This is a genomic window from Pantoea septica, assembly GCF_002095575.1.
In the GTDB taxonomy this organism is placed as follows: domain Bacteria; phylum Pseudomonadota; class Gammaproteobacteria; order Enterobacterales; family Enterobacteriaceae; genus Pantoea; species Pantoea septica.
Genome location: NZ_MLJJ01000055.1, coordinates 1 through 17882, shown reverse-complemented (window position 1 = coordinate 17882; position 17882 = coordinate 1). Strand labels below are relative to the sequence as shown.

At 51.8% G+C, this 17882-nt stretch carries 17 protein-coding genes; 14 read left to right on the top strand and 3 right to left on the bottom strand.

The features are described from left to right. Positions 1-171: 171 nt before the first annotated feature. A complete protein-coding gene (locus tag HA46_RS19660; protein WP_084886237.1) occupies positions 172-591 on the bottom strand; it encodes a MarR family winged helix-turn-helix transcriptional regulator in 420 nt (139 codons plus the stop codon). 161 nt (positions 592-752) lie between these two features. On the opposite strand from HA46_RS19660, the gene HA46_RS19655 reads away from it, so the two are divergent. From HA46_RS19655 to HA46_RS19590, 14 genes are all read left to right on the top strand, one after another. Continuing rightward, on the top strand, positions 753-1946 hold the full coding sequence (locus tag HA46_RS19655) for a substrate-binding domain-containing protein (RefSeq protein ID WP_084886235.1): 1194 nt from the start codon (positions 753-755) through the stop codon (positions 1944-1946). A gap of 104 nt (positions 1947-2050) precedes the next feature. Further along, positions 2051-3280: an urea ABC transporter substrate-binding protein gene (locus tag HA46_RS19650; protein WP_084886232.1), complete on the top strand. Its 1230-nt coding sequence runs from the start codon at positions 2051-2053 to the stop codon at positions 3278-3280. Between the two features lies 1 nt (position 3281). Next, positions 3282-4346 (top strand): alcohol dehydrogenase, encoded by a 1065-nt coding sequence (locus HA46_RS19645; RefSeq protein WP_158086854.1) that lies wholly within the window; start codon positions 3282-3284, stop codon positions 4344-4346. Positions 4347-4357: 11 nt separating this feature from the next. Then, on the top strand, positions 4358-5224 hold the full coding sequence (locus HA46_RS19640) for an ABC transporter permease subunit (protein WP_084886225.1): 867 nt from the start codon (positions 4358-4360) through the stop codon (positions 5222-5224). Next, a complete protein-coding gene (locus HA46_RS19635) occupies positions 5221-6237 on the top strand; it encodes an ABC transporter permease subunit (RefSeq protein ID WP_084886223.1) in 1017 nt (338 codons plus the stop codon). The genes HA46_RS19640 and HA46_RS19635 overlap by 4 nt, the downstream gene beginning before the upstream one ends. Continuing rightward, positions 6234-6959, top strand: a complete 726-nt coding sequence (locus HA46_RS19630; RefSeq protein ID WP_084886221.1) for an ABC transporter ATP-binding protein — start codon at positions 6234-6236, stop codon at positions 6957-6959. Before HA46_RS19635 ends, HA46_RS19630 begins: the two co-directional genes overlap by 4 nt. Then, entirely contained in the window at positions 6937-7668 is a 732-nt protein-coding gene (locus HA46_RS19625; protein ID WP_244277550.1) for an ABC transporter ATP-binding protein, read from the top strand. The genes HA46_RS19630 and HA46_RS19625 overlap by 23 nt, the downstream gene beginning before the upstream one ends. A gap of 20 nt (positions 7669-7688) precedes the next feature. Beyond that, the gene (locus tag HA46_RS19620) at positions 7689-7985 is read left to right on the top strand and encodes a putative quinol monooxygenase (protein WP_084886215.1); all 297 of its coding nucleotides are present in this window, start codon (positions 7689-7691) and stop codon (positions 7983-7985) included. 11 nt (positions 7986-7996) lie between these two features. Beyond that, positions 7997-9490 carry an aldehyde dehydrogenase family protein gene (locus HA46_RS19615; RefSeq protein ID WP_143807684.1) on the top strand — a complete coding sequence of 498 codons (1494 nt, stop codon included), beginning with the start codon at positions 7997-7999 and terminating at the stop codon, positions 9488-9490. A 14-nt stretch (positions 9491-9504) separates the two neighbouring features. Further along, a complete protein-coding gene (locus tag HA46_RS19610) occupies positions 9505-10770 on the top strand; it encodes a Zn-dependent hydrolase (RefSeq protein WP_084886210.1) in 1266 nt (421 codons plus the stop codon). Positions 10771-11178: 408 nt separating this feature from the next. Continuing rightward, positions 11179-12882 (top strand): thiamine pyrophosphate-binding protein, encoded by a 1704-nt coding sequence (locus HA46_RS19605; protein WP_143807683.1) that lies wholly within the window; start codon positions 11179-11181, stop codon positions 12880-12882. Further along, the gene (locus tag HA46_RS19600; protein WP_084886207.1) at positions 12879-13490 is read left to right on the top strand and encodes an RraA family protein; all 612 of its coding nucleotides are present in this window, start codon (positions 12879-12881) and stop codon (positions 13488-13490) included. Before HA46_RS19605 ends, HA46_RS19600 begins: the two co-directional genes overlap by 4 nt. A 53-nt stretch (positions 13491-13543) precedes the next feature. Beyond that, positions 13544-14878, top strand: a complete 1335-nt coding sequence (locus tag HA46_RS19595) for an MFS transporter (RefSeq protein ID WP_084886205.1) — start codon at positions 13544-13546, stop codon at positions 14876-14878. 83 nt (positions 14879-14961) lie between these two features. After that, positions 14962-15339, top strand: a complete 378-nt coding sequence (locus HA46_RS19590) for a RidA family protein (protein ID WP_084886202.1) — start codon at positions 14962-14964, stop codon at positions 15337-15339. 17 nt (positions 15340-15356) lie between these two features. Here the strand turns inward: HA46_RS19590 and HA46_RS19585 are convergent, their stop codons facing one another. Together HA46_RS19585 and HA46_RS19580 are read right to left on the bottom strand one after the other, a co-directional pair. Beyond that, positions 15357-16280 (bottom strand): LysR family transcriptional regulator, encoded by a 924-nt coding sequence (locus HA46_RS19585; protein ID WP_084886200.1) that lies wholly within the window; start codon positions 16278-16280, stop codon positions 15357-15359. 709 nt (positions 16281-16989) lie between these two features. Then, a complete protein-coding gene (locus HA46_RS19580; RefSeq protein WP_244277549.1) occupies positions 16990-17793 on the bottom strand; it encodes a substrate-binding domain-containing protein in 804 nt (267 codons plus the stop codon). Positions 17794-17882: the final 89 nt, after the last annotated feature.

Sequence of the window (17882 nt, the reverse complement as noted above, 5' to 3'; positions counted from 1 at the left end):
TTTGGAGTCATTACCGTCGTTTGTATTGGGCGCAGTCTGGTCGGGGATTCAGTTAAACGTCTGAGTTTTCTTACCTTCAAGTATGTCGCTGGCGACGTTGACGGCGCCAATCGCCATTATCAAACCCCAACCGGCCTATTGTTGTGAATTAAACCCTTAAAATACTCCAAATCAATCGCTTCCGGCTTTCAGGAATTGCTCTAACATCTCTTTAAGCATCTGAGATTCATCACTCCCATAAACACCTTCGAGTTTATCCTGGTGCTCGTTAACACGGTTGTTTTGCTGGTCCAAAACCGCTTTTCCTTTATCCGAAATATGTAATCGGACTTTGCGGCGATCCTGTTCATCCGGGCGACGATAGACGAGGGCTTCCAATACCATCTTATCGATGATTTTAGTCAGTGTCGGGAAGTTTTGCATTAACTCATCAGAAAGCTCGCGCATAGTTACGCCATCCTGAACAGCGATCACTTTCAATGCTCTCCAGTGTTCAAGCGTAATGCCCTCAAGTGAAAGCTGACGATTTACGCGGCGATTAGCCTGAACCAGAAGATGGGCGAGATATTCGTTTAAGGGCTTGTCCGACATGATGAGCCAGCTCAGGTTCGCAAGACGGTGAATAGCGTTACTTTAGCACTTCATGAGATTGAGGTCATCCTGTGCGAGCTCAATCACAAACCTGCAGCATCAAAATGAGTTAGCACGCTTTTTGCATTAATTTTAACTTTTGCTCAGCGGAGGACCTATCCATGTTCAGCTTAAACACCGGAGCGTTCCCCGTTACTTCTCGATATGCCTGGCAACGAACGCCAGCTTTTCGCGCGTATAAGTCACCTGAACGCCATCAGATTCAGCAAACCCGGCAGAACAAATCAAAACCGTTACGTCTCGGATTACTGGTTCCTTTTCATGGATCCGATGCGATCTGGGGGCCGTCCTGCCAGTACAGTGCGGTACTCGCAGCAGCGGAGATAAACCGTGGCAAGCAAGTGCTTGGCCGCGAAATTGAACTCTTTGCCTTGGATGCTGGTGGTGATCCTGCAGATGTTGTCGCCCGATGCTGGCAGTTGGTTAGAGATAATCAGATAAATGCACTTATTGGTGTACATCTTTCCAGTGTCCGTGTTGCTCTGCGTAATGCATTTGCAGGGATCATTCCTTATGTTTTTGCTCCTCTTTATGAAGGCGGAGAAACGACCCCCGGCGTTTTTGCTATTGGTGATACACCCCAGCAACAGTTCCCTGCCGCGATCGAATGGATCATGCAGCACCGCGGAGTGAACAAGTGGCATATCGTCGGTAATGACTATATCTGGCCTCGAGCTACGCATGAAACGGTCAGACAGATTATACAGTCACACGGCGGAGAAGTTGTCGGAGAGGATTATCTGAGCCTGGGTCAGGTCGATATTTCTACCATGATTGAGCGAATTGAAGCCTCAGACGCCGATGTGATTTTCGAGTCACTGGTCGGTTCAGATTGCGTGTTGTTTAATCGGGCGTTTTCTACGGCAGTACTCGACAAAAAAATTCTCCGACTCTCCGGCTCCGTTGAGGAAAACACATTGCTGGGGATTGGGACGCAGCACACCCGAAACCTCTATTGTACAGCCAGTTACTTCAATGCACTTACCACCCCTGAAAACCGCGCTTTTATGGATCAATATCGGGCAGCCTATGGCCATTCTGCACCGATACAGGGCGTATTAAGCCAGTCATGCTATGACGCCATTCATTTCTTTGCCGCATTAGCTGAGCGCGCTGGTGATCTTTCACTGCGTTCACTGACTTCAGCCTTTGAAGGACTGACTTACCATAGCGTTCGCGGGCAGCAGCTTATTACTTCAGGAAAATCTAATCCCACCATGTATTTAGCTGAAGCGGATGGTGTTCACTTCAACATCGTGACCTCCCTTCAGGAAAAAAGTAAAATTGTAACGTGAATTATATTTGAAAAGTGAAATATAACTTGTTAGGTTAATTTCTCCTGGCGCAGGGGCGATCATGCCCGGCTGTTGCTAATTTGGCAGGGGAGAAACAAAGCAAGATGGCAATTTCACGTCGTAGCTTATTAAAAAACAGTATGTTATCGCTCGCTGCAGTGCCCTTTATCAGTAAAGTTCAGGCTGCAGAACCCATAAAAATTGCTGCGATTTTTGACCAGTCAGGTGGACTGGATATCTACGGTCAGCCGGTGATGAACTGCGTTGAACTGGCCGTTGATGACATCAACAAGCAGGGTGGACTGCTTGGCCGCCCGGTAGAGCTGGTTAAGTATGATCCGCAGTCCAATATCCAGTACTACACGCAGTTTGCGACTCAGGCCGCGACACGCGACCGCGTGTCGGCTGTGTTTGGCGGCGTAACCAGTGCCTCGCGTGAAGCTATCCGTCCTATCCTGCGCCGCTATAAAACGCCTTATTTTTATCCCTCTCTTTATGAAGGTGGGGTATGCGACCGCAACAGTTTTGAAATCGGCACCACACCCGCGCAAACGGTTGCCCGCATAGTTCCCTATGCCGTGAAGCAGTGGGGTAAAAAGATTTACGTCATCGCCGCTGACTACAACTTTGGTCATATCTCCGCTGACTGGGTGAGCAAGTATGCGAAAGATTCCGGTGCGGAAGTGGTCGCTACTGAATTCTTTCCCCTAGATGTCACCGACTTCGGTACCACCATCAAAAAAATCCAGGATGCCAAACCTGACATGGTGTTTTCACTGTTAGTGGGTGGCAACCATATCTCTTTCTTCCGGCAATGGGCGGCCGCAGGGATGGTCGGACAAATGCCGATTGCCTCCAGCGACTTCGGTGTTGGCAATGAAAACCGCATCCTTACGCCCAAAGAGAGCGAAGGCATACTTGCGGCCTACGCCTATTTTCAGGAGCTGGAAACGCCGGTTAATAAGCAGTTCCTGCAACGTTTGCAGGCGAAGTTCGGCAATAAAACGCCCTATATCAACGAAACAGCTATTGATGGCTGGTATGCGGTGATGCACTGGGCTAATGGCGTCCGGGCCGCCAATTCAGTGGAACGCATGCCATTGATTGAGGCGCTGGAAAAAGGTTCAACGGTAGATGGTCCTGGCGGCATTTCCCGCCTTGATGCCGCGACGCATCATTTCACCGTTGATATTTATCTGGGGCAGGTCAAAAACGGCGCCTGGAACATTCTCGAAACCTATCCTCAGCAACCGCCTTCTGATACGGCGGCAGTCTGTAACCTGCTCACGCACCCGGACGACAACCAGCAGTATGTCATTAAGGCGGGGGGTTAACATGGTGCTCTCGCAGAGTTTCCAGCTGCAGAACTATGGCGGCACGCCTGTTGCGGTTAACCAACCTTTACCTGAGCTGCGTGCGCAGGACGTTCTGGTAAAAGTAACGCACGCGGGCGTCTGTCATTCTGATGTCTATATTCAGGATGGCTATCAGGATCTGGGCAACGGTGAAAAAATAAACTTTGCTGACAGCACAATGCCCATGCCGCTGGTCATGGGGCATGAGATTGTCGGTGAAGTTGTGGCGGTGGGTGCAGAGGCTGACAAAACGCTGATCGGCCAGCAACGACTGATCTACCCCTGGATTGGCTGTGGCCAGTGCGCGACCTGTAAAGGTGGCTACGATAACCACTGTGAGCAGCCACAATCGCTGGGCATCTTCCGTCATGGCGGGTATGCCGAACATGTTGTGGTGCCTGACGGCAAATATCTGCTCGACATCAATCAACTGGATCCCGCCTGGGCCAGCACGCTGGCCTGTTCAGGGCTGACCGTTTTCAGTGCGCTCCGGCAATTGCAGCCCATGAAACCAAACTCTGCACTGGCGATCATCGGTATGGGAGGACTGGGGCTAAGTGCTGTTTCTCTGGCGAAAGTGATGGGTTTTACCCGGATCATTGCCTGTGACATAGCGGATGACAGGCTGGAAGCAGCCAGACAGCTCGGGGCGGAGCATGTACTCAATACCCGCAACAGTGCGGACCCTGACAACGCGCTGAAATCGCTGGCTGAACATCGTCTGCACGCTGTCATTGATACTGTCGGTAATCCTACAACCGTGCAGATGGCAATCAGCGCGGTTGCAAAAGGTTCTCGCATCATCCTCGTGGGATTGCAGGGGGGGCAAACTACGCTGCGCATCCCTTTGCTGCCCTTCAAAGCACTCTCTCTCACCGGCAGTTACACGGGTAGCCTTGATGAGCTGAAACAGCTTATCAGTCTGGCCTCTCAGGGGGGATTGAGTGCGTTACCCATCACTGAGCGACCGCTTTGCTGTTTACCGCAAGCTTTAGACGATCTGCGTACCGGCAGAGCCGTCGGTCGTATCGTACTGAATCCCTGAGGAGCCTGAATATGCATTATCTGCTGCTTACGATAATTCAAATCGTTGACTCAATAGCGGAGTTAATCCTGGTTTCATTAGGGCTGGCGGTCATTTTTGGCATGATGCGCGTGATAAACCTTGCCCACGGTGAATTTATTATGCTGGGAGGTTTTACCAGCATTTTTGCCGTAAACGCAGGCATTAATGTCTGGGTTGCCATTCTGGTGGTGGCTCCCTGTGTGGTGGGCATTCTGGGGATGATCATTGAACGGATCATTATTCGTCATCTATACGGGCGAATGGTGTATACCATGCTGGCAACCTGGGGGCTGAGTCTGTTGTTAACCGGGCTGGCAACCACGTTGTTTGGTAATCGTGTTCAGGGTATCTCCGCCCCCCTGGGCAGCGTCGATTTCGCGGGCTTCAGTATCAGTCTGTACAACCAGTTGATGGTGGTGGTTTGCCTGATTTTACTGGTGGGCGGTTATGCATTGCTGCGTTACACACGGCTGGGACTGATTGCCCGTGCAACGATGCAGAATCCCGAAATGGCAGCCTCGATGGGGATTAATCGCTCAAGAGTGTTCGCTATGACGTTCTCGCTGGGCGCTGCCTTAAGTGGTTTAACCGGTGCGCTGCTGGCACCGCTTTCAGGTGTGGTGCCTACCATGGGCGCGGCATATGTCTCGAAAGCATTCATTACTGTTATTACCGGCGGAGCCAGCGTCATAACGGGCACCGGGCTGAGCGCTGCCTTGCTTGGTTCTATAGGCACGGTGACCACCTTCCTGAGCAATCCAATCTTTGGCGATATCGCACTGCTGGCTGCGGCCTTAGTGTTACTGCGCATTCTGCCAACGGGTATAACCGGTAAAATTTTCCGGGGGGCATCATGAAACTTACTTCGACAGCATCCTGCAATATTGCGGCGCTGATTACAGGAATGGTTGTGCTTCTGGTGCTGCCTGCTGTGATGGATTTGTATTCACTCATCAATGCCACGATTTATGTCAGCCTGGCGCTTTTCGCACTGAGCATGGCATTAATCTGGGGGCATGCCGGTATTCTGTGTTTTGGTCAGTCCATGTTTTTTGGCCTGGGTGCCTATGGTTATGCCGTAGCTGGCATTAATTTTGGCGATTCAACATGGGCAGTACCGATTGCCATTGCCACGCCAATGCTGTTCGCACTGATCCTGGGATATTTCGTCTTTTATGGTCGTCTTAGTGACATCTATTTTGGTGTCATCACCCTCACCGTTACGCTAATCCTTTTTAAACTGGCGAACAGTACCTCCGGGGATGCCTGGCATATCGGTAAAGCCAGATTAGGTGGGTTCAACGGCATGCCGGACACGCCACCGCTGAATATGCCATTTAATCCTGCTGCGCCACTTTCGCCTGATGTTGTGTTCATGGTGGCGGTTTGTGCCTTGGTTGCGGGTTACATGCTGTGTAAATGGCTGATCGGTTCACGGTTCGGTCGGGCAGTTGCTGGTGTCCGCGAAAACGAAGCGCGCGCGGAGCTGCTGGGTTACGACTCACGCCGTATCAAGCTGTTTATGTTTGCCATTGGTGCCGGTCTGGCAGGCCTGGCGGGTTGCCTGTTTGCCAACTCAGTTTTTGTCAGCCCCACGGTATTCAGCTTATCCAACAGTGCTCAGGTACTGATTTGGGTGGTGGTGGGTGGCGTCGGTACGTTACTCGGCCCGATTCTGGCCTGCCTGATACTGCAGGGACTGACAGCGTATCTCGGCACACTGGGATGGATTGATCCCAATATCGTACTGGGCAGTGTGCTGATCCTCTTTGTGCTGCTGTTACCCAAAGGTTTACTGCCAACGCTTCTTGATCGGTTACCTGTATTCCGTGCCAGAACGCCTTCAGCCGCGGTGGTAAGCCGATCATGAACAATCCAATTCTGTTACAGGCAAAGGGCGTCAGTGTGCAGTTTGGTGGAGTCAAAGCGCTGAATAACATCGACTTCACATTACGCCGTGGCGAACTACGCTGCCTGATCGGTTCGAACGGTGCCGGAAAAACCACCTTTTTCCGTTGCCTGACCGGTGTTCAGCGCCCTACCAGCGGCAGCATTGTCTTCAACGGGAAACCGATGGTGGGATCTGAGCGTTTCCAGATTGCCCGACAGGGCATTGGCATCAAGACGCAGATCCCCCACCTTTTCGAGGGCTTATCAGCTCGGGAGAATATCTGGCTGGGTCTGCGCGATATTGCCCGTCCCGCTGAGCGTAATGAAAAGGTGGAGGAAGCGATGACGCAGGTGGGGATCACCTCCCTCGCCGATAAGATCGTGGACAAACTGGCCCACGGTCAGCGCCAGCTGGTGGAACTGGCGATGGTGATTGCCAGTGACCCGCCGCTGATCCTGCTGGATGAACCCGCTGCGGGGATGACAGGTGAAGAAGTTAACCGCTTGGCTGAAATCATTCAGGAGATTAACCAGCGTCATGCGCTGGTTGTTGTCGAGCACGACATGAATTTTATCCGCCAGATTGGGAAGACCGTCACCGTCTTCCATCAGGGGAAAATTCTCGCCGAGGATCACGTCGAGGGCATTATGAGTAACCAGTTGGTGCGGGAGGTCTATCTTGGCAAATCTCATGCGGCCTGAGTTGCTTAAGGTGCAAAAACTGCATGCCGGCTACGGATCCATTCCCGTGCTGTCTGATGTGGATTTCACCCTTTATAACGGCGAACTGGTGGGGGTACTGGGTCATAACGGCATGGGGAAAACCACGCTGTTGAAAACCATCATGGGTCACCTTCCGGCCAGCAGTGGCAGTATTCATTTTACCGGGCAGGATATCACCCGGCTTCGCCCGGAAAGCAGGGCGCGTATGGGGGTCAGTATTGTGCCGCAGGGACGGCAAATTTTCCCTGCGCTGAGTGTCACTGAGAATCTGCAAATGGGGGCAATACATCTCCCGGCACGCGCGGCACGTCAGAAAATTGAAGAGGTTGTTGAGGATCTCCCCCGGCTGAAACCCATCCTGACCCGTACGGGTGGAGTGCTGAGCGGTGGAGAGCAACAGATTCTGGCCCTGGGGCGCTGTCTGTGCAGTGAGCCACAACTGATCCTGCTTGATGAGCCTACCGAAGGCATCCAACCCTCTATCTGTGACGAAATTGCTGAGACGTTACAAAAACTGGCCGGGCGTAATGGCCTCTCCATCATTCTGGTTGAACAGGACCTGACGTTTATCGGCCAGCTGGCGGAGCGGGTCTTTCTGTTACGCCGCGGTGAAATGGGGGATCCCATGGATCCCGCCGTTCTTTCGGACAGCAACTGGGTTGCTGAATTTAACGGGCTCGTTGCCTGAATCCCAAACAGGAGTTCGACATGATAAGTATCACTGCGGTAATCACAGTGAAGGCAGGTTATGAGCGGGTAATGGCCGATGCGTTGCTGGAAGTTGCGGCTCACGTCAGGGAAAACGAACCGGGTACACAGGGATTTTACATCTCACAGGACAGCAGCAATCCCTGTGTATTCACCACCTACGAGCGCTTCACCGATGTGGGCGCAATGGATACACATAACAATTCCGCTGTAGTGGCGCGGTTTTTTGACATCGCCAAACCGATTCTGGCGGCTGACGTCATTCTGGTTACGGCAAATGAGGTATCGACTAAATGAGCGTAGAGAACATGACTGATTCACTGGATTTACTCAGCCCGGCAGCTGCCGCATTCGTCAACAAAGAACACCAGCTGTTTATTAATAATGCATGGGTCAGCGCAGTAGCGGGAGGCTCAATTGAGGTCATTAACCCTGCCAATGGCCGTAGCTTTACCTCCGTCCCGGCGGGTGAAAGTGCGGATATTGACCGTGCGGTATCCGCTGCGCGGAATGCCTTTGAGCAAGGCGAATGGGCAGACATGTCGCCTTCCGCGCGTGGCAAGCTGCTGTGGCGCCTGGGTGATCTGGTAGAAGAGCATGCTGATGAACTGGCCCAGATTGAGGCGCTGGATAACGGTAAACCTTTTAGCGATGCGCGCTGGGGTGATGTGGCTTTCAGTTATGAGCTGCTGCGTTACATGGCAGGATGGAGTACCAAGATCAATGGTCAGACTATCCCATTGTCATCAGGTGCACCTTTTCATGCCTATACCCTGAGAACTCCTGTCGGGGTGTGTGGTCAGATCGTTCCCTGGAATTTTTCCCTGATGATGGCGGTATGGAAAGTCGCCCCTGCGCTGGCAGCGGGCTGTACGATTGTTTTGAAACCGGCTGAACAAACCCCGTTGACTGCACTGCGTCTGGCCGAGCTGGTGGCGGAAGCGGGCTTTCCGCCTGGCGTGTTCAACGTTGTGACCGGATATGGTGAAACAGCCGGTGCGGCGCTGGCTGAACACCCCGATGTGGATAAAGTAGCCTTCACAGGTTCAACGGAAGTGGGTAAAAAAATCCTTGCTGCCGCTGGCACTAACCTGAAGAAAGTCTCCCTGGAGCTGGGCGGTAAATCCCCGATGATCGTTTATGGTGATGCCGATATTGAGAAAGCCTTATCCGCTATCGCTTCAGGTATTTTTTACAACATGGGCCAGACATGTACGGCCGGTACCCGCCTCTATCTGCATAACGATGTGGCCGATCGGGTGCTGGAAGGACTTGTCAGTCACGCCCGCGCCTTAAAAATGGGGCCGGGACTGAACCCGGACACACAAATGGGACCGCTTGTTTCCGAAGAACAACAGAAGCGCGTCTGTGAGTACATTGCATCGGGTATTGAAGAAGGAGCAACCGTATTGACCGGGGGCAGTAGCTGGAATGGGGCCGGTTTTTATGTCGAGCCGACAATCCTGGACCATACCCACAATCAGATGCGTGTTGTTCAGGAAGAGATCTTTGGCCCGGTATTGTGTGTGATCCGCTTTACCGATGAGCAGGAAGAGAATGTTGTCATTCAGGCGAATAACTCAGTTTATGGCCTGGCGGCGAGCATATTCACACGTGATATCAGCCGTGCCCATCGCGTTGCAAAACGCCTGAAAGCCGGAACCATCGGTATTAATACGCATCACGTCATTGATCCTGCTTTGCCTTTTGGCGGCTTTAAACAGTCTGGCTGGGGCCGGGAAATGGGGTGGGAAGCGATTGAGCTGTATACCGAACTGCGTTCGGTCGGTGTGGCACTTTAAGCAGGGAGGCAGAGATGAAACTTAACCAGAACCCTACAGATTCGAGTACCGCAAGCAGCCTCACCATCAATGGTGCGCGTTTATGGCACAACCTGATGGAAATGGCGGCTATTGGCGCAACCGATAAAGGTGGAAGTAGCCGACTGGCGCTGTCTGCTGAGGACAGTGAGGGACGCAGGAAACTCATCGCGGATTGCCAGTTGCTGGGAATGTCCGTCACTTCCGATGCGATAGGAAATCTGTTTTGCCGGCTGGAGGGGACCCATCCTGAATTTGACCCGGTCGTCATGGGGAGCCACCTGGATACACAGCCGAAGGGCGGGCGGTTTGATGGAGTTTATGGGGTACTTGCCGCACTGGAAGTGATCCGCACACTGCACGATGCCGGTCTGCAACCCAAACGCAGCATTGAAATTGCGGTATGGACCAATGAAGAAGGTGCCCGGTTTACCCCGGCCATGATGGGGTCAGCCGTTTTTGCCGGGATTATGCCACTCGAAGATGCGCTGGCCCGCTTAGATGCGTCAGGTATCAGCGTTGCCGCTTCGCTGGAAAAAGAACGCTGGGCAGGCGATAGCCCGCTGGGACGTGCCTTTAACGCTTATTTTGAAGCACATATTGAGCAGGGTCCGGTGCTTGAGGAACGGGACCTGGTCATTGGTGTTGTTACAGGAGGACAGGCAATCAGCTGGCTGGATGTTACTGTCACGGGTAACTCGGCACATGCCGGGACTACGCCGATGCAAAACCGGACTGACGCCTTTTTAGCCGTGGCATCAATGGCTGCTGCACTGGAAGAGGTTGCGAAAAGTTTTGCTCCTGAGGGCTTGTTGACGATCGGGGAACTCACGATTTCTTCCGCCTCGCGTAATACGATTCCGGGAAATGTTGTCTTCACTGTGGATTTGCGCCATCCGGATGATGCTGTACTGGCGCAATTTGACCAAGCCTGCCGCCAGAGTCTGGCTTCGGTTGCCAAAAGGCGGGGTGTGCAGGTATCCGTTAAGCAGCATTGGTTGAGTGCCGCCACGCCCTTTGATGAAAGCTGCGTCGCACTGGTTAACGAGGCGGCCACAGCATCAGGTTATACCCACCAGCGTATGATCAGTGGGGCCGGACATGATGCGATTCATATCGCCAAACACTGTCCGACAACGATGATCTTTATTCCCTGCGCTGGTGGTATCAGCCACAATGAGGCTGAAAGCATCGAACCGGAACATGCGGAGAAGGGGGCCAACGTTTTATTCAAAGCGGTCACTGCGCGTGCGGACATGTAATTAACTCTGCGGAGGAACAGAATCTTATTTTCTGTTCCCCCCCTGTTTATCGCCATACAGGGAAGATATCCCTCCTGCCATTCCTTTCTTCATTATCGTAAATTTAAAGAATGCCATGAGTCCGGCATGGCTCGGCTTTCACATTTTACGCTTTTTTATTTTATATTCGCCTGATAATGGTGCACTGATTGCACTTATTTGGCGTTGCGAGATAATTTAATGCACTGTACTGGTGAAAATAAATGAATTTGCATATTAATTGAATTTATAGCCGCTATTAAAACCTTAAAGTTGACTATTTACCCCTCAGGCGTAGATTTATTGTTAAATACAGCGCTGGATGTTTAATTCAATGTATTGTTATTTGATGTTTTCGCGTTATTTTTTGAAAATTTCCTGGAGTGAAGAATGATGGTGTCAGCAGTCGTTTCCAGAAATGGTGGTCAAATTGTACTAGAGCAACTTCGAGAACAGGACGCGAGGAGAGTATTTCTTGTTCCTGGTGAAAGTTTCCTGCCCTGTATTGATGCGTTTAATGACCACAGTGATCAAATACAACCTATTGTCTGTCGCCAGGAAAGTGGGGCGGCATACATGGCTGAAGCCTACGGGAAAATGACCGGTGAACCCGGCATTTGCATGGTGACCCGTGGGCCTGGTGCAACAAACGCTTCAATCGGGGTGCATACCGCATATCAGGACTCTACCCCGATGATTCTATTCGTCGGACAGGTGGGTAATGATTTTACTGAGCGTGAGGCGTTTCAGGAGATTGACTACCGCCGCATGTTTGGTCAGATGGCCAAATGGGTGGCTCAGATTGATCAGACTGACAGAATTCCGGAATACGTCGCCCGTGCTTATGCCATCGCAACAAGCGGGCGGCCTGGCCCCGTCGTGTTAGCCCTGCCTGAAGATGTCTTGTGGGGCGAGTCCGATGCACCTGTTGTTCCGGCGCGAACGCGTCTGGAAACCTGGCCGGGTACGGAATCACTGTCTCAACTTGCCACTCATCTTGAACAGGCGAAGCGTCCCTTTCTGCTGGTGGGAGGAAGTGGATGGACTGAAGAAGCACAGCAGCAAATCCGTGCTTTTGCGTCCCGATTTGATTTGCCCGTCGGTGTCGCATGGCGTCGCCTGGAATGTTATGACCAGCACGATCAACAGTTTGTCGGTCATGTTGGTTTTGCGATGCATGATGAATTGCGCCAGACACTGGCTTCCAGTGACCTGATTATTGCGGTGGGTACCCGAATAGGTGAAGCCACCAGCGAAGGCTACAGCTGGATTTCCTCACCAAAACCTCAGCAAAAACTCATCCATGTGTACCCGGCCCCGGAAGAACTAGGGCGGGTTTACCGACCTGATTTGGCCATCAATGCCAGTGTAAATGGCTTTGCTGCGTCGTTAAGCAATCTGAAACCCGCTTCTGCACCTGTCTGGGCTGACCTGCGTTTCCGCGCACGGGAGGCCTGGCTTAATACACTTAAACCCTTGCCATCTCCGGGAGAACTGAGTCTGGATCGGGTCTCGGAAACGGTGGGACGTGTGCTGGAAGGGCGGGGGTGTATCACTGTCGGAGCAGGCAATTATGCGCTCTATCCGCATCGCTACATCCCGTTCCGTGGTCATGGCAGCTCACTGGCTCCGACAGTTGGGTCAATGGGGTACGGTCTGCCAGCGGCAGTATCCTACAAGCTGGAAAACCCGGACCAACCCTCAATCTGTTTCGCCGGCGATGGTTGCTTCCAGATGAATATGCAAGAGCTGGGTGTGGCCCTGCAGTATGACGTAGGCATTGTGGTGCTGGTGTTCAATAACGGCATGTGGGGCACCATCCGGGCGCATCAGGAGCGAGATTTTCCGGGGCGTGAGACCGCCCTGAGATTTACTAACCCACAATTTGCACGTCTCGCAGATGCCTATGAAGGCTATGGCAGGGTCATCGATCGTACTGAGGATTTTGAAGCAGCGTTCCGGGAAGCGTTACTGTTCGCGGAAGAGAAAAAGCGTCCTGCCATTCTGGAGCTGCGCTATGACAGCAACGGGATTTCACCAGGTATGCTGCTGAGCGATATTCAGCGCAAGGCGCTGGAAGGTCGCGCGCAATGAGTTCTGAGGATGCTTTGCTGATAGCATTAGTAAACGTGGAAACGGCAACCATCGGACACATGATCAGTCATGGTTTCATGTCTCCTGAGTTGCAATGCATATTGCCAGATATCTGTATCTGTGGGCCTGCGCTGACGGTCTCACTTCCGGAAGATGACGGCTACAGTTTGCCATTCGCATTACAGGCTGCCCGCAAAGGTGATGTGCTGGTTATCGAACGTCTTAATGATAATTATCATGCCTGCTGGGGAGCCGTTATGACTGTGGCGGCACAGCAAGTCGGTATTGCCGCTGTTATTCTGGATGGTTACATCACCGATATTTCGGTCATGATGTCAGCGCAATTTCCCGTCTGGTGTAAAGGGCGTTCCCCCTTAACTACTAAACGGGGAAAAACAGGTGGAGCCGTTAATACAAAAATAACCTGCGCGGGCGTGGTGGTTAACCCCGGCGACATCATTTTAGCCGATGAAAATGGTGTACTTTCACTTTCAAAAGAGGAAATGGCTGGTCTGCTGGAACAGGCGTTAGAGATTCAAAGGCAGGAGCCGTTAATAATAGAAAAACTGAAACAGGGAATAAGTTTGGCTGATATTTATGGCCTCTGACTACATATCCAAGTAAATATTCTCGCGTAATCCAACCTTTGGAGAGACAAGGTATGACGAGCTCAGTAGATTTTGATACTGTGTTGCCAGATGCACCCCCTGAAGTGAATATGCGTAAAGTTGCCGTTGCCAGTGTTATTGGAACAACGGTTGAGTGGTATGACTTATTTATTTTCGCAACAGCATCTGCATTGGTATTTAATAAGATTTTCTTCCCGTCATTCGATGCGTTAATTGGGACGCTGCTGGCGTTTGGCACATTTGCTTCTGCATATGGTGCACGTATTTTTGGTGCGGCATTGTTCGGTCATTTTGGAGACAGGCTTGGCCGTAAATCCATGCTGCTGATTTCACTTCTGGCGATGGGCCTGTCAACTTTTGCCATCGGTCTGCTGCCTGACTATGCATCGATTGGTATCTGGGCGCCCATCTCCCTACTTACGCTGCGCCTGATCCAGGGGCTGGCATTGGGTGGCGAGTGGGGGGGCGCTGTATTGATGGCGGTTGAACACGCTCCCAAAAACAAACGAGGCTTATATGGTTCATGGGTGCAGATTGGGGTGCCAGTCGGTACGCTGTTAGCCAATCTGGCGTTCCTCGCCATTGCGGCATTCTTATCACCAGAAGATCTGCTGCACTGGGGCTGGCGTATTCCGTTCCTGGCCAGTGCGTTGCTGATTGCGATCGGTTTGTATATTCGTCTCAATATCCATGAAACGCCGGTATTCAAAGAAACAAAAGAAACCGAACCACAGGTGCGGGTTCCCCTGTTTGAAATTGCACGTAAGCACTGGAAACTGGTTTTGCTTGGCGGTGTCGCTACTATGTCGACAGGGTCCTCCTTCAATATCATCGTGGCATTCGGCCTCACTTACGGCACGCAGACCTTAGGTTTCAGTCGCCCGGAGATGCTGTCAGTTGTGCTGGTTTCCTGCGCACTTTGTATCGTATTACTGCCTGCATTTGGTGCCCTGTCCGATCGCATTGGGCGTAAGCCGGTTATCATCGCCGGTATCGTTGCCGAAGCGGTGGTGGCGATCCCGATGTTTATGTTGATGGATACAAAATCGTTGCCAATGGTCTTCTTGGGCTACGGTCTGCTGATGACTGCCTTTGCCGCCAATTATGGTCCCATCGCCACCTTTCTTGCGGAGCTGTTCGGTACACGGGTGCGCTATTCAGGCCTGTCGGTTGCGTACATGCTTTCCGGCTTGCTGGGCAGTGCAACCACGCCAATCGTCACCACCGCACTGTTATCCTGGACGGGTAAAGGATCCTCAGTTGCCTGGTACCTGATCGGTTCGGCACTGATTTCTCTGCTGGCTCTGCTTTTGCTCTCTGAGACATTCAAACGCGATCTGAAAAAGGTGCAGGCACCTTCCCGGTAACTTACCAGCAGGCTCAGGACATCTGAACCTGCTGCATTCGTAATGTGGGTGAGGGAACTTGCCCGCCAGCTGAAGGAAAAAATATGAAGCGTATTTCGGCGGCCCCGGATGCTCCCGCCCCTGTTGGCCCCTATTCACAAGCCGTTGTCAGCGGTAATTTGGTTTTTACCGCCGGGCAGATTCCGACAGACAGTTCAGGGCGACAACCTGAGGATTTTGAGAGTCAGGTTAGACAAACCCTGTTAAATCTTGAAGCTAATCTGCGCGCTGCCGGATCCGACTTTGATCATGTGATTAAAGTGAACGGGTATCTCACCGACACTTCTCAGCTGGAAACCTTTAATCGTGTCTATGCTGAATTGCTTGGCCATGCGCCACCCGCCAGGACAACGGTCTGTGTTGCGCTATGGGGAGTCGCACTGGAGATTGATTGTATTGCCGAGTTAGTCACCGATAAATAACCGGCAGAAGCGTGGGATTAATATCCCGCGCTATGCAGGGCTTCCCTCAGATAGCTGAGAAACGCCTCTTCGGCCTTATTGAATTTCAGCGCGTCATTCCACATCAGGTACAGCGTGATCTGGGCGATGCCTTCATAAGGTGGCAGTTTCCATAACTGACCTGAGCGGATATCTTCCGCAACCATATGTTCGGGTAATGCGCCAATCCCTAAACCACAGCGGATCATTCTCTTCACCTCATGGACGCTTGAGCTGGTGCCGACTAACGGACCGTCGAGGGACTGCTGAGCGCGGAAAAGGGCTAATGAAGCCAGGACGCCGTCCAGCTGCTCACTGGCAAAAGAGACAAACTTCTCCTGCCTTAGATCTTCTACCTTAAGATCCTGCTGACCAAAGAATGGATGGCTTCTGCCGCAAAAGAGAAAATAACGCTGATGCAGTAAAGGCGTATTCTCCAGCCCGGCAACATGCTTATGCCTAAGCGATATTCCGAGACCGGCATGATGATGCAGTAATGCATGCTGTACATCAGTGCTGGATCCGGTGGTTATCTCAAATGTTGTTCGTAGATGGAGCGAGTGAAATCGCGTAATTACGTCATCGACGATGTTACTGTTCACCCCGGACACGAGGGCTAAGCGAACGGTACCGGTGAGGTCATGGGGGATATCCTGCACGGCAAGTGACAGGCGCGCGATACTGCCGTAGATAGCGAGAGACTCCTGATACACCATTTCACCGGCAGTGGTCAGTGAGAACGTTGCTCCGTTTCTTATTATCAGTGACTCGCCAAGCCTTTCTTCAAGACGTTTGAGAGCAAGGCTGACCGCGGGCTGTGAAAGATGCAGTCTGTGTGCTGCTCGGCTGATGCTTCCTTCCTGCACGATGGCCAGAAAGGTTCTTAACAGGTTCCAGTCCAGACGATCATGAATTTGTGTCAATACATTCGTCCTAATTAAACGTTGGTATAAGTTATTGATGCAGGTGCATACAATGTATCAATCCATTATTAACATGTCGCCTTCGGGGCGAAGTTAAAGTGTCATCTATTACATGGAAAGGGTCTGGCTGTTCAGGTTTTTTTCAGATGGGCTAACCAGGTCTTCTGGTTAATCATTAGCTTCCTGACGGTTTCATTTTACTTACTCAGGTTGACACCTAAGTTGAGTAAGCCAGCCCGATGCGCCGGTCGGGCTCATGCTGCGGTAACGGGTATGGATAAGCTTCACCACCTGAGACTTCAGTTCTTCGTTCAGATGATAATTACTGGGTTTTCCCGGACATAGATTTATCATGCCTGTCCGACCGGATTCGTGGAAGCGGCTGGCTTGACACCGGTACTGGCAGGGAGAGGAGAGACTGAGAAGCTTCTGCCGCTGTGACGCCACCTGCCAGATACATTTCAATCAAGTCGGCCCGCAGTTGTTCCTGTAGGGGCATCCAGAAGTTATTTTTTTGGATTGGAGATACGTCTTCTTTACGGATCTGCTAGCTTAGTTAATTCATTAAATGTGATACAAATCAATAGTTTACTAGAGTGCGGGTAACGCGCATTATGTTAAACGCGGTATCTCATCACGCACTCTCCAGTAATAAAAGCCCTGAATACTTAACCTTTAACGCCCAGCTTGCCACTCATCTACTGAAACTTTACGTGCGGTTTAGCCCAACGGATCCTCTTACCACCATCCAGCTGTCAAACTGCGGTAACACTCCTGCGGACTGTTGGCGAATGTGGCAGATCAATCTGCGTGCGGCTTCACGTCCCATTTCATACACCGGCTGTGCAACGACAGTGAGCGGCGGTGTCATCAACTCTGTCCAGGGGAAATCATCGTACATCACAAACGAAATATCCTCGGGCACGCGCAATCCTCTTGTTGCCAGGCCGCGCATTATCCCCATTGCGATAAGGTTATCTGAGGCGATCAGTGCGCTGGGTGGCTCAGGAAGTGAGAATAGCTCCGCTAAGATTTGTTCGATGACCATGTCGTTAAGGGCATTGAGACGAATAAGGCTGGGATCCATTTCCCGCCCCGCCTGTTGATAGGCATCAATCATTCCGTTGACACGCTGTGCGACTGGCGTCGGCCCCAGCGCTGTCTCAGAGGTATAAAGTCCGTGCATCCGCATACTTGAAAGATAAGCAATACGTTGATGACCAGCGTTGAGTAAGAACTGTGTTGCCTCTTTCGCTGTGGCTAAAAAGTTTGCCTGTATGGTCTCTACCGCCATCCCCTCGACGGCCCGGTCAAACATCATCAGCGAACGCCCCTCTGCCAGTACTTGCTTTAGATGCTCATTATCGCGAGACAGCGAGCTGCAGGGTGCCACAATAATGCCATCGACGCGCTTATCCAGCATGACGCGCACCGCTTCCCGCTCTTCTTCCAGTGTTTCATCGCTGTTACTGAGCAGTAAGTGGAATCCTGCCTGTCGTGCAACATCAGCCATGCCTCGCAACGCAAGCCCGGTAATGACTCCAAATTATTGATAGTGTTTTATGTTCAGATAATGCCCGATGACTTTGTCATGCAACTCCA

Coding starts and splice junctions, on each gene's coding strand:
- HA46_RS19595 (WP_084886205.1), top strand. CDS start 13,544: ATGACGAGCTCAGTAGATTTTGATACTGTGTTGCCAGATGCACCCCCT.
- HA46_RS19645 (WP_158086854.1), top strand. CDS start 3,282: ATGGTGCTCTCGCAGAGTTTCCAGCTGCAGAACTATGGCGGCACGCCT.
- HA46_RS19640 (WP_084886225.1), top strand. CDS start 4,358: ATGCATTATCTGCTGCTTACGATAATTCAAATCGTTGACTCAATAGCG.
- HA46_RS19630 (WP_084886221.1), top strand. CDS start 6,234: ATGAACAATCCAATTCTGTTACAGGCAAAGGGCGTCAGTGTGCAGTTT.
- HA46_RS19660 (WP_084886237.1), bottom strand. CDS start 591: ATGTCGGACAAGCCCTTAAACGAATATCTCGCCCATCTTCTGGTTCAG.
- HA46_RS19635 (WP_084886223.1), top strand. CDS start 5,221: ATGAAACTTACTTCGACAGCATCCTGCAATATTGCGGCGCTGATTACA.
- HA46_RS19615 (WP_143807684.1), top strand. CDS start 7,997: ATGACTGATTCACTGGATTTACTCAGCCCGGCAGCTGCCGCATTCGTC.
- HA46_RS19590 (WP_084886202.1), top strand. CDS start 14,962: ATGAAGCGTATTTCGGCGGCCCCGGATGCTCCCGCCCCTGTTGGCCCC.
- HA46_RS19655 (WP_084886235.1), top strand. CDS start 753: ATGTTCAGCTTAAACACCGGAGCGTTCCCCGTTACTTCTCGATATGCC.
- HA46_RS19610 (WP_084886210.1), top strand. CDS start 9,505: ATGAAACTTAACCAGAACCCTACAGATTCGAGTACCGCAAGCAGCCTC.
- HA46_RS19605 (WP_143807683.1), top strand. CDS start 11,179: ATGATGGTGTCAGCAGTCGTTTCCAGAAATGGTGGTCAAATTGTACTA.
- HA46_RS19600 (WP_084886207.1), top strand. CDS start 12,879: ATGAGTTCTGAGGATGCTTTGCTGATAGCATTAGTAAACGTGGAAACG.
- HA46_RS19650 (WP_084886232.1), top strand. CDS start 2,051: ATGGCAATTTCACGTCGTAGCTTATTAAAAAACAGTATGTTATCGCTC.
- HA46_RS19620 (WP_084886215.1), top strand. CDS start 7,689: ATGATAAGTATCACTGCGGTAATCACAGTGAAGGCAGGTTATGAGCGG.
- HA46_RS19580 (WP_244277549.1), bottom strand. CDS start 17,793: ATGGCTGATGTTGCACGACAGGCAGGATTCCACTTACTGCTCAGTAAC.